The sequence below is a fragment of the Marinobacter sp. B-21 genome (assembly GCF_056857895.1).
Genome location: NZ_JBSXNZ010000078.1, coordinates 1 through 10859 on the forward strand (window position 1 = coordinate 1; position 10859 = coordinate 10859).

Sequence of the window (10859 nt, forward strand, 5' to 3'; positions counted from 1 at the left end):
GAGGAAAGCGCAGTTGAGTTGGGATAGAATTGGACATGGGCGAACCTTGTTTAGCTTCTTCCGAAGCGTTATTGGTGTAACTCCCATTATATCAATGGGTTGAGCAAGGTTCGCCTTTTTTTATGAATAATTCGGGCTAGACGATGGCGGTGAAAAAATTTGGGTCACTTATCCATCGGTTATAGAGGATTCGGGCCAATATATTCGGTCGCAGGTACTCATTGAGCTCGGTGGCAGAAATGTCATCGATCCCAATGAAACTCATATAGTCTGCCCATACATCTCTGAGCTGACGCAAGACCTCGTCTATCCGAGCAGTGAGGTCGTGGTGCTCTCGCCGGAACGGACATTCTGGGAGAAAGCGACGCTCATACATGTTGAATGTAGTAGGGGTAAGCTCAGGGACAGTGCTGAAAGGTTGTCCCGACATTGGTACGACTTGGTGATGCTTGCAGAGCATCCTGCCGGCCGATCAGCGGTCAAAAACCGGGAGCTTTTAGAGGATGTAGTTCGTCACAAGAAAGTTTTCTTCCATACGGGCTACGCGAACTATGACGAGTGTCTGGATGGACGGCTGAAGCTATTGCCGGAGACCGATACTCTGGAGGGGTTGCGGGGTGACTACGAGAAAATGGTGGGTGCGGGGATGATGTACTCGACACCTCCGGACTTTGAGGAAATCGTCGACTCAATCCGGGATCTCGAAAGCCGTGTTAATAGCCGGTGAGTGCGATCGGTTCCTGCCACGTACTCGGGCAGCCATTAGGGATGTCTGAATGGCTATAAGAGCACACTATAAACAACAGCAGCCCCGATAGCTTCCTTACCTTCTTCACTGAACAGCCTCCTAGTCACCATTCATAGATTCCGTGCCATGAAACAGTTAGAACAAGGCCACGACATAGCGTTACTTCCAGCTTAGTTAAGGCTGCCGGTAGCGTGGTCGTGGTGGTTGTACCCGGGCCCCCAACTTCCAATATTCTTATCGCTGGGGGGATGGGAAGTCGATCAGGTTTGGGCGCCAACTGCACAAGGACATTGGCTGCCAGATTCGTCGAACCCACTTGTCCCCAGCTTACACGACTTCCTGGAAGGATATTCATCTGGCGAACTGCTAGAAGGGGCGACTACAGAATGACAGAGTCGTCGGTTTGGTTACGAGCTTGATCCAGGGAAAAGTGACGGCGGAGGTGGCCTACCGGCTTCCCGAGAGCTCCGATCAAGTTGAAGACTTTGAACATTACGAGTGTCCGACGTCGCAAGGCTATAAGGGGTCCCTGGATCTTACGGCTAACTAGAAATATTCAAACTATTGACGGTTTGAGTCTGGGGATGGAAAAGTCACCATACGTGACAGATGGAAGCGCCCATCGGCACCTGAAGCAAACGGGGGACACGCGCTTGGCGCGTGCCCTTAACGCTTGAACGTAGCTCTCGCTCAGTTAGTCTCGTTCTGACAACCGAAGGTATACTGCTCCACGTCGCCAACAATGATCGTTGTATTTGGACTCGGAGCGACAAAACGAGCACCCTTTCCCAGCCGCTGTTCGCAGGCCCGATCGAAGAAAGCCACGGAAGCATCGATAGGCCTCACATCAACAATTCTAACCTTGTTGTCACTAGTATTTTGATAAATAACCTCTGCTTTTACATTGTTTCCTTCGGAATCCGTGAATGTCCTTTCGACTTTCTGATTTCCCCCGGCGATAGCAAAACTGGACAAAACCAGAATGGCGAATGCAGATATGACCTTACCCATAAAATCACCTTTATTTAATTGAATCGGCCTCCCTGAAAAATAACAAGGAGGCCGAGATTTATGCCATGTAATATAAACGATCAGTGTCGAGCGCGAACCTCGCCAATGGCTGTCGCACACAAACCTGGAATACAACCATTCAGGTATACCGGCCAAGTTCCAGCGTTATGCGATACACAGACAACACGAATGTTCAGGCGACCATTGTAGACATTGCTACCCACGATCCCTCCATTGGAGATCGAGCATTTGTCTGCCGCCATTGCCAGGCTATACTCTCCGCCCGCATTGGTCGAATAATGCATGTACCCATCCAGAGTATAGTTGGAGTTCACAGGAGCATTTCTGTTGGGTGGAACCAGAGTGATAGAGGGCGTGTAATATGGCGTTATAGTGGCTGTCCCAACCTCTGAGGCTGGGGTATCGCTTTGCTCCTGCTGGCAAACGATCACATCAACCACGTCCTCGCCGATGATATTGATTGTCTCATCATATGCGTCGCGGCCACCAGAAGACTTGCAATACTCTTGGTGCCTGGCTTTTAACTCATCAGACCTCATGCCTTGCAGAACAGCTAACTTCCCGTTACCCATTCTCACCCCGTGTGTTACATACTGAGTGGGCTCTGAGCCGTCTGACGGCACGGAAAACGACCTGGATTCGACTTCACTACTATTTGTTGCATGTGCAACGCTAGCCAAACCGGTTACTACAACGATACGGGATAAGTGACGCTCTTACTCCTTGACCGATTATATCCTTCATCGTTACATATCCTTTTCATGTCCACTTTATTATCAAAGCACTCGTGACAAATGCTCATGTTTATTTAGCACTGCATCAAATACGTGTCAAAACGACCCCAGAATAATTAATGATGTATAAGCGACATATGCGCGATACTAAAGAATGCGTATGTGTATAATGCGGATGGGCATTATATTGTGCGGAACACGATGATATTTCAGTTATATTTCATGACTGAACGAACCAAAACTACCTTGCCTTATGTTCTTGAAACCATAGTTTGTCCTCTTTTTGTTAGTGGCCAATTAAAATGACCCACTACTGGCCATTAATTTTGACCCACCTCCGAGTGGCCGTCAGGCCACAGAACCAGCTACTGTCCCTCGCTTTTATCGATGGCCGGGGGCATGTCAGTGAAGGAGTGGGTTGTGATACACAAGATCAAGGCACTGCACGATAACGGCAAAGGGCTGTCGATCCGCGCCATCAGTCAGGAACTGGGCTTGTCCCGGAATACCGTCCGTAAATATTTGCGGATGGAGGTAGATGCGATTTCGGAGCGGTTTGCAGATCCCTCGCGGAGCAAGCGACTCGATGATCACCGGGATTATCTGGTGCATTTGCTCCAGCAGTTTCCCAGGCTCAGCGCCGTCAAGATTGCCCGCAAGCTGCAAGCGAAGGTTGGTGAGTTACCGGCCTCGGACCGTTCCATTCGCCGCTATGTACGGGTGCTCAAGGAGGAAGTCGCCTCGGCTCAGATGCGCTACTACGAGCCTATCCTGGATGATGTCCCCGGTGTTCAGTGTCAGGTGGACCCTGGTGAGTTGCGTGGTGTGTTGATCGGTGGCGAAGAGCGCACGCTGCACTTCGTGGTGTTCGTGCTGTCCTACTCGCGGCTGATGTACGTGGGCCTGGCCTTCCGCCCTCTGGACACCCAGACCTTTATCCAGCTCCACGATGAAGCCCTGCGGTACTTTGGCGGTCTGCCGGAGGAATGCGTTTACGATCAGACCAAGCTGGTGGTGATCAACGAGCAGTACCGGGAACTGACCCTCAACCAACGGTTCCATGCGTATGCCACCACGGCCGGGTTCCGGATCCATGCCTGCGAAGGCTACGACCCGGAGAGCAAGGGCAAGGTGGAAGCCGGCGTGAAGTACGTCAAGCAGGATTGCCTCTACGGTGAGCTCTTCCGGGATCAGGAACACGTGCGTCAGCACGTGCAGGACTGGGTTGAAAGCGTGGCCAATGTCCGGATCCATGGCACTACCGGCGAACCACCCCAGGAACGCTTCGAACGGGATGAGCGAGAACATCTGGAGGCTTACCTGTCACCAGCCTGCGTGCAGGCTGTAGCCCACGAGACCCGGCGGGCCGACAAGACCGGCCTGATCGCCTGGAAGGCCAACAAGTACTCTGTGCCCATGGCCTGGCAACAGGCCCGGGTGGGCGTTCTGGAGTCCGACAGCCAGCTCCACATCAGTGATCTGGACACCGGCGACGTCATTGCCAGCCACGCCCTGTGCTCCGACAAGGGCAAGGTGATCAAGAACACCCACCACTACCGGGATCATGCCCAGCGCGTGAGCAAGCTGGAAGCCGATATCAGCGCCCTGATCGGCAGTGAGGTCGGGCATCGGTTGTGCCAACAGCTCAAAAGCTCCGAGCCCAAGATCTACAAGGATCAGTTGGTAGCTGCCCGCGACTTGCTCAAGCGCCACGAACCCGTGGATCCCGTGTTGATCACGACGCTGGCAGAGCGTCCTGGCATGACCGCCATACGGCTGCAAAGCTACCTGGAAGCGACCCAAGCCGCCGTTCTCCGGGAACGGCAGCCGGAACCGCTACCAGAACCCAAGCAAGCGCTGGATCTGAGCGCTTATCGCTGTGTTGGCCACTCCAGTGGCCAGGGGGTGACCCATGAGCCAGCTTGAACAGACCGTGGCCCGATACCGCAGTCTGCGCCTGAGCGCGGCCGCCGATGCATTAACGAGTCTTCTGGCTGATGCAGAAGCCAACGAGATGTCCTACCTGAGCTTCGCTGATCGGCTTGCCGAACACGAACTGGTTCAGCGCCAGGACAAACGCATTCGCCGGAACCGGAAGATGGCCGCGTTCCCCGCCGAGAAGCGCCTGGAGGGCTTCGACTACCGGCACCAGACCACCATTAACAAACGCCAGGTCAATGCCCTGCTGGACTTCCAGTTCATCGATGAGCGGAACAACCTGGTGTTCATTGGCCCGCCGGGCGTTGGCAAGACCCATTTGGCCATCGGCATTGGCTACAAAGCCGTGGAGGCTGGCTACCGGGTGCTGTTCCGCAACGCCCTGGATCTGGTGGAAGAACTGGAACTGGCCGAGATGAAGGGTGAGCTGAAAAAGCGGGTCAGCGCATTGGCCAAATACGACCTGCTGATCATCGATGAGCTGGGTTATCTGCCGATGACGCGGCAGGCTCGGTATAACCTGTTCCAACTGATCAACAGCCTGTACGAATACCGGTCCATCGTCCTGACCACCAACAAGGACTTCACCAGTTGGGGCGAGTTCTTCCACGACGACAACGTGGCTGTGCCAATCATTGACCGGGTCATCCATCACTCACACATCTTTATGCTGGGAGGAGAAAGCTATCGACTGAAACAGAAATCTACAAGCTAGACTATGAAAGGTGGGTCAATTTTATTGGCCAAAGGTGGGTCAAAATAAATGGCCATTGACACTTTTAACTTCACGAAAGTATAGGTTTTGGTTTTAACCGTGATTTTTCCGAGTTTTGAAGCGTAAAGCTTAGGCCGCCCTAAAGTGTGTTCAAGGTTGCAAAGGCTTATTGGAGATCGTGGGTCATGCGATATACGTCGGCTTTTGTTGTCCTGTGGTTCCTTGGCAATGCTTCCGAATAGCTCAGTCGCGTCAGGTTTTAAACAAAAGCGAACATTCGAAACAGGGCTTTCTTCCAGAGTCTCTACGCTAAACACGGCTGACACTTTGTGGACACGTTGGGGCCGGCGATTTGCGGAACGAATCGATAAGAACCGTGACCAGCCAGGTATTCATCAGTGTGGTAAACAAGGCGAGCGCGTCACTGTCACAGAGCTGAAACACTAATGTAGTAATATCGTGATTCTGAAAATGGAATTAGCGGTAACCTTGAGTTTAGGTGCAGGGAAGTAGTTGTAGTTTCTCGATAATCACGTGGCATCTAAATGAAATGGTTACTTCTGGCGTTCGCTATTGGCACTTTGGCCACTCAGGCCAATGCAGCATCAGAGCCAGAGCCACTTCTCGTACTAGCTCCCTACCTCCCGGCAACATCAGAACAGGGGCCGGCTGGGCGCGATATCGAGATATTCGCTGCAGTCATGGATCGATGTGACATAGATGTTCACTTTCATTTCTACCCCTTCAAACGGCACCTCCGGAATTTCACTCATGAGGGGCTGGGCGATGCGGTAATGACCGTGCCTCCCGATATGGACACGCCAAGTTTTGAAAGCACTCCCTACGTGTATTATCAGAATGGCGCCGCCGTTTTGGAGTCCACGAACATCAAGCCTTACCATCTTCGCTATTTAAAAGGGCTGCGTGTTGTTTCCTTTGCCGGTGCGTCCCAATTGCTGGGTATTGAATCTCACATTGAGTCTTTTGCCTCATATTCCGAGTTTGCAGACCAGCGCATCCACTCGCGAATGCTCTTTCTGAATCGCGTGGATGTGGTGCTTGCGGATGGTCTTATCTTTGCGGAGATTAACCACCGTTTGCGCGCGGACCGAACCTATGCGGATAAGGCTGATTTGCACCAGAAAGTGATGTTCATTCCGATTTTTGCCCCGACGCCCTATAGAGCCTCGTTTCGTAAAAAAGAACACCGTGATGCATTCAATGCGTGCTTCAGTGAGCTTGAAGCAGAAGGCGTTGTCCGAGCAATCAACGTACGACACATTGAAAAATATCGGGATACGGTCGGCTACGGTTATCTGGGCTACTAGGCAACCGAATGCAGGCTATTTCAGATCAATTTTTAAGACCAAAATCAACTTGAGACACATCAAAATAGCCGATTAAATTGAGCATAGAATAAACAGCCAGATAAGTGCTGTCCCTTACCCAGTAAAGAGGTGCCCCATGAGTTCCGATTGGATTGAAACCACCTTGTCTCTCAAAAAAGACCAGATACTCCGGGAGGTCGAGCCTGAAGTCGATGAATCGCGCCAGATAGACCCTAGTAAAACGTCCTACGAAATGTGCACAGAGAACGGCGAGGTTGTTGGCTTTATCAAAACCTGGGAAGAATCGGATGGTTATGCTGGCTATGTCCATTTCGACTCTGCGGGAAACGTCATTGACTGGAAGGTCATGAGGGAAAGGCGCAAGGTCTCTTAGGGAACGTAGCCTGAAATTCGTTTGTAACGTTAGAACCCTATAGTGAGGGTTCCTGAAGTACGATAAGTACCAGGTGCTCTCGCATTGCCGGGGGTTCAACCCCGGCGTTTTTTCTCCCCCAAGGTCTGTTCAAAAGGACGTTGACAGTCCCGATCTGAGGTTAATGAAATGAACCCCAGAGAGGACCACTACCGAGCCCTATTGGCGTTTCACAGATCTACGTTCGTAGGCCCATGGATTAGGCCGCACATTGAACTGGAAGATAGCCAGTGTTCCCTGTCCGTCCGTCTCAACGCCTTTTCCTGCTCTCCATTGGGCACAGTGAAAGAGTCCATCATTTTCCAGCTACTCTATGATGCGTCGTTTTTGGCAGCGGGTACTCTTGAGACGACCCTTCTGGTTCAGTGCGACAAGTTTGAATTCTTCCCATTCCAGAACCTGACAGAAAGCCGTGTTACGGCTCAGGCGCGGCTTGTTTATTCATCCCTGAAGCAGTGGACCATTGAATCGGCGTTGAAGGACGAATGGCAAAATGACATTGCCTGGGGTCGAGGCCAGTTCTCAAGATCATCCGTTTTGCTTGAAACCATTGGTCCCTACAACAATGAGCTCCTCAAGCAGAAACAGGATTGGTGAATGAACCCTGTTCTCCTGAAATGAAATTGAAACAGCTGAAGGTTACGATTGTCGGCCAATCAGGATTAGGATCATGATTGTTTGCCGAGTCCCTGTCCCGGGGCTCGGTTTTTTTATCCCCGTCACGCCACCGCAACATCACCTTGCTTTAATTCTGTCATCGCCTAGATGAGGCGGAACGCAATCCGCGTGTACTGCTCAGGATGAGCCCTCTGTTGCTTTTGTAGTGCAACTGATCCACCTGGGGGCATATGTGTCTGGTATGAGTAAGGCTATCCAAGCCGTTGAAATTCGTTGTTGCTGGTCCTGTGAAGAACTACCGGTTGAACTTCTTGAGCTAAGCTTCAAAGAGCCGAGCGGCTTTTGCCGGCCGTTTCGATACGAGGTGCGCATACCTGGTGAGGAACCGCTGTATCAATCGGAAAGCGAATATGCAGCCAGGCGATACCTGGAAATGCTCTTGGCGTTGCCTGCTGGGCATTTATGATGCATCAGATAGGGTGACGTTATGACAGAGAAATCACGGGCAAAAGAACTGGTGGGGTATTCCTTCCTGGTGGTCTTCGCCAACGACGACACCATAGACGAGAAAGAGCTCGCCATGATCGAGCGATTAGCTTTGGAAGACGGCGTAGTCGACGACAAAGAAAAGGAAATTCTTAGAAGGCTTTTTGATCGCCTGGATCACTACACAGTCGCCCGCAAAGTCGTGGAAGAGATCAACAGCTTTCGAAAGCAACACGACATCTGACTGCGACAACTTGGGCGCCTGAGTCTATCTTTTCTATATACAGTGTATATACTAAAAGTGTTCTCAGTGAGTGGATGACCCATGGCAGCCGATAGTATTTCCGAAAAGCAGTTGAAGCCACGCAAGAAAAAGGCAGGGAAAAAAGACTCTCAGCTACTGATTCGGATCAACAGTGCAGAGCGCGATGAATTCATTTCATTGTGTGAAGAGCTGGATACCAGTGCCGCCAGAGAGGTACGAAAGTTCATACGCAACTTCGTGCGAACCCATAAGGACGACTGAGGGCGGTAATCGAGCAATCACACACCAGGAGTGAATCATGGCCAAGAAAACTACGAAGAAAGTAACCAGCCTGAAAAAAGAAATCAAAGCCCGTAAGGCGAAGATCGCCAAGCAGGAAGGCAAGCTGAAGAGCTTGAAAAAGAAGCTCAAGAAAGCGGCATAAACTGCCATATAGCGCGCCGTATCCGGTAAGAGTCCGGATACTTTGTTGCTAGCTATACGTAAAGAAGCCCTGCCTCCGTGTAGGGCTTTTTTATGGTTCATCGCTGGTTTGCGAACTAGACCTATTCCAATATCGTGTCTGGCTGGATGTGCCCGTCCGCCGAGTTCGCTGCGCGTTTTGCGGCTCCAGACTTGAACAGACTCGCCGGTTGCCACGGTAAGCTTATTTGATGATATTTTTGTGACAACCATTGCAGAGGCGGAACCGGGAGTCCTTGTACCGCTCAGCCCACGCTCGCCCTGCTACTATCTCGTCCACATTTCTGACGATTTTAGGGCAGGCTATACCTTGGCTAACCATAGACGCACGGACGACTTTGCTTTATGACTCCGGAAACGCGGTCCAGCCATCCAGCCAGGTGTCACTGGAGCGAGGATTAATAGCGCCCAGGTAGTCAGCAGATTCGTCGAAAAACTCCGACTTGGGTGGTCGTGTTGCTTCCATATTTCGAATAAGGCCTCTGGATCGGAAATTCGGTGAAGTCGTGCTTGTCACGGTTGGCTGCAAGCCACTTTCCGCCAGCTGATGATTGCGGTTGGCCGGGTCCTGAATCCACACCTCCTCCTGAAAGCCAAAATCATCGTCGTCAGCCTCAGGTTCTGTTGTCAGATTGCCGAGACGGCCATTGTTGGCGATAAGGTTGTGGCTAAAGGTGAGTTTTTCCATTGCCACGAGTGGCCTGACCTCATCCCGTGTATCGAGGGCCTCTATGGCAAAGCTGTCGATGATCATGTTGTGGAAATGGCCACCAGAACCTTCTCTCAGAAGCATGGCACGGTGCTGTTTAGCGGAACGGCCGGCGCCGTACATCGTTACGTTGTAGAAGGTGGGCTCTGATCGAGGTAAGGCGTTGTGGTCAGAACCATTGCTGTCGCCCTCGAAACCATTGTCACCCACATCACCATATTGCTGGATGACCGCGAACTGGACGTTACCGGTCCAACCCCAATCCCAATCGATGCTGTCATCAGCGGCGCCGGTTACCAGAATGTTTTTCAGGTCTACGGTACCACCGAACATCTCAATGCCATCGTCCAGCGCGCGATGTACCTGCACGTTTTCGACAATGGTGTCTGAGCCGCAACCACCCAGCGTAAGACCATTCAGTTCGTTGTCTTTGTAGACCTCAAAGCCGGCGAATTCGACGCGGGTAAATTGCAGTACGCCACAACTGTGGCTGTGGTCGGTACCGCCAAACTGGCCACGGAGATCCGCCTCCGTTACACCTTCTATGGCTGCGGCGGGCTGATTAACCGGCGCTTTGCCGAGCAGAACCAGGCCGCCCCAGTCGCCTCGGGTTCTCTGGCCCACGGGTTGGTGGCTGGTAAACACAACGGGCTGTTCCCGGGTTCCCCGGGCGAAGAGTCGGCCGTCCTTGGTGACGATGAGAGCAGAACCGCGTTCGCCTTCGATGGTTGCGCCCGGTTCTATGGTGAGCCTGGCGCTATCCACATAGATAACGTCATCCAGAATGTAGCGACGGCCACTTTGCCAGACGGTATCAGAGACAATATCGTCAGTAACACGGACAGCTCGATTCTCAAAAGCGGTAAAACCGGCAATCGCTGCCACAAAGGCCGCCGATATCGGGATGACGACGATACTATTGCGAGTAAGCCAGCTACGTCGTTGCGCCTTGTCAGCTGACGTTTTCGCCAGTGTTTCCGTTGGAGACTTCGCCATCAGCGGCTCACCGGGATCGTTTGCCATAATTTCCCGGGCAAGCGCCTGGAGTTCGGGCGAGCCGTTTGTTTCTACCCGCCTGAGAACATCGGCCCGATAAGCAGGCTCTCTAAGCAGGACGTTCAGATGAATAAAGTCGACACCGGGGCATTGGCCTTTGTCGATGCGGCGTTTAAGGCGCCAGAGCTTTTCTACCAGAAGGGATGATTGACCGGACATTACTGCTGCTCCGTTATGGATGGGAGCCGTACACTTAACCCGAATTATTCATAAAAAAAGGCGAACCTTGCTCAACCCATTGATATAATGGGAGTTACACCAATAACGCTTCGGAAGAAGCTAAACAAGGTTCGCCCATGTCCAATTCTATCCCAACTCAACTGCGCTTTCCTCCC

General features: G+C 52.0%; 13 protein-coding genes. 10 read left to right on the forward strand and 3 right to left on the reverse strand.

Going from position 1 to position 10859, the window contains the following annotated elements; all coding sequences use genetic code 11:
* The first annotated feature begins 157 nt into the window (after window positions 1–157).
* Both AC13C0_RS12370 and AC13C0_RS12375 read left to right on the forward strand, forming a co-directional pair.
* Entirely contained in the window at window positions 158–727 is a 570-nt protein-coding gene (locus AC13C0_RS12370; protein WP_482954469.1) for a nucleotidyl transferase AbiEii/AbiGii toxin family protein, read from the forward strand.
* 280 nt (window positions 728–1007) lie between these two features.
* Window positions 1008–1118, forward strand: a complete 111-nt coding sequence (locus AC13C0_RS12375) for a DUF4113 domain-containing protein (protein ID WP_328187633.1) — start codon at window positions 1008–1010, stop codon at window positions 1116–1118.
* Window positions 1119–1438: 320 nt separating this feature from the next.
* On the opposite strand, the gene AC13C0_RS12380 is transcribed toward AC13C0_RS12375, so the two are convergent.
* Both AC13C0_RS12380 and AC13C0_RS12385 read right to left on the reverse strand, forming a co-directional pair.
* On the reverse strand, window positions 1439–1759 hold the full coding sequence (locus AC13C0_RS12380) for a hypothetical protein (protein WP_328187631.1): 321 nt from the start codon (window positions 1757–1759) through the stop codon (window positions 1439–1441).
* A gap of 80 nt (window positions 1760–1839) precedes the next feature.
* A complete protein-coding gene (locus AC13C0_RS12385; RefSeq protein ID WP_328187632.1) occupies window positions 1840–2352 on the reverse strand; it encodes a hypothetical protein in 513 nt (170 codons plus the stop codon).
* 582 nt (window positions 2353–2934) lie between these two features.
* Between AC13C0_RS12385 and istA the strand changes: the two genes are divergently transcribed.
* From istA to AC13C0_RS12425, 8 genes are all read left to right on the forward strand, one after another.
* Entirely contained in the window at window positions 2935–4440 is a 1506-nt protein-coding gene (istA, locus tag AC13C0_RS12390; RefSeq protein WP_482954467.1) for an IS21 family transposase, read from the forward strand.
* Window positions 4427–5167, forward strand: coding sequence for an IS21-like element helper ATPase IstB (gene istB, locus AC13C0_RS12395; RefSeq protein WP_482954468.1), 741 nt, complete (start codon window positions 4427–4429; stop codon window positions 5165–5167). The genes istA and istB overlap by 14 nt, the downstream gene beginning before the upstream one ends.
* Before the next feature lie 545 nt (window positions 5168–5712).
* On the forward strand, window positions 5713–6495 hold the full coding sequence (locus AC13C0_RS12400; RefSeq protein ID WP_068351453.1) for a type 2 periplasmic-binding domain-containing protein: 783 nt from the start codon (window positions 5713–5715) through the stop codon (window positions 6493–6495).
* Window positions 6496–6631: 136 nt separating this feature from the next.
* A complete protein-coding gene (locus tag AC13C0_RS12405; RefSeq protein WP_011786680.1) occupies window positions 6632–6889 on the forward strand; it encodes a hypothetical protein in 258 nt (85 codons plus the stop codon).
* Between the two features lie 321 nt (window positions 6890–7210).
* The gene (locus AC13C0_RS12410) at window positions 7211–7525 is read left to right on the forward strand and encodes a hypothetical protein (RefSeq protein ID WP_141067130.1); all 315 of its coding nucleotides are present in this window, start codon (window positions 7211–7213) and stop codon (window positions 7523–7525) included.
* Window positions 7526–8033: 508 nt separating this feature from the next.
* Window positions 8034–8276, forward strand: a complete 243-nt coding sequence (locus AC13C0_RS12415; protein WP_011786677.1) for a hypothetical protein — start codon at window positions 8034–8036, stop codon at window positions 8274–8276.
* 81 nt (window positions 8277–8357) lie between these two features.
* On the forward strand, window positions 8358–8558 hold the full coding sequence (locus AC13C0_RS12420) for a hypothetical protein (RefSeq protein WP_011786676.1): 201 nt from the start codon (window positions 8358–8360) through the stop codon (window positions 8556–8558).
* A 37-nt stretch (window positions 8559–8595) separates the two neighbouring features.
* Window positions 8596–8721 carry a hypothetical protein gene (locus AC13C0_RS12425; protein WP_022991524.1) on the forward strand — a complete coding sequence of 42 codons (126 nt, stop codon included), beginning with the start codon at window positions 8596–8598 and terminating at the stop codon, window positions 8719–8721.
* Window positions 8722–9102: 381 nt separating this feature from the next.
* Here the strand turns inward: AC13C0_RS12425 and AC13C0_RS12430 are convergent, their stop codons facing one another.
* Entirely contained in the window at window positions 9103–10683 is a 1581-nt protein-coding gene (locus AC13C0_RS12430) for a hypothetical protein (RefSeq protein ID WP_278351213.1), read from the reverse strand.
* Between the last annotated feature and the right edge of the window lie 176 nt (window positions 10684–10859).

What these genes read in the sequence shown, in the direction of transcription:
- AC13C0_RS12380 (WP_328187631.1), bottom strand. Translation starts at nt 1,759, where the DNA reads ATGGGTAAGGTCATATCTGCATTCGCCATTCTGGTTTTGTCCAGTTTT.
- AC13C0_RS12385 (WP_328187632.1), bottom strand. Translation starts at nt 2,352, where the DNA reads ATGGGTAACGGGAAGTTAGCTGTTCTGCAAGGCATGAGGTCTGATGAG.
- istB (WP_482954468.1), top strand. Translation starts at nt 4,427, where the DNA reads ATGAGCCAGCTTGAACAGACCGTGGCCCGATACCGCAGTCTGCGCCTG.
- AC13C0_RS12400 (WP_068351453.1), top strand. Translation starts at nt 5,713, where the DNA reads ATGAAATGGTTACTTCTGGCGTTCGCTATTGGCACTTTGGCCACTCAG.
- AC13C0_RS12405 (WP_011786680.1), top strand. Translation starts at nt 6,632, where the DNA reads ATGAGTTCCGATTGGATTGAAACCACCTTGTCTCTCAAAAAAGACCAG.
- AC13C0_RS12415 (WP_011786677.1), top strand. Translation starts at nt 8,034, where the DNA reads ATGACAGAGAAATCACGGGCAAAAGAACTGGTGGGGTATTCCTTCCTG.
- AC13C0_RS12420 (WP_011786676.1), top strand. Translation starts at nt 8,358, where the DNA reads ATGGCAGCCGATAGTATTTCCGAAAAGCAGTTGAAGCCACGCAAGAAA.
- AC13C0_RS12425 (WP_022991524.1), top strand. Translation starts at nt 8,596, where the DNA reads ATGGCCAAGAAAACTACGAAGAAAGTAACCAGCCTGAAAAAAGAAATC.
- AC13C0_RS12430 (WP_278351213.1), bottom strand. Translation starts at nt 10,683, where the DNA reads ATGTCCGGTCAATCATCCCTTCTGGTAGAAAAGCTCTGGCGCCTTAAA.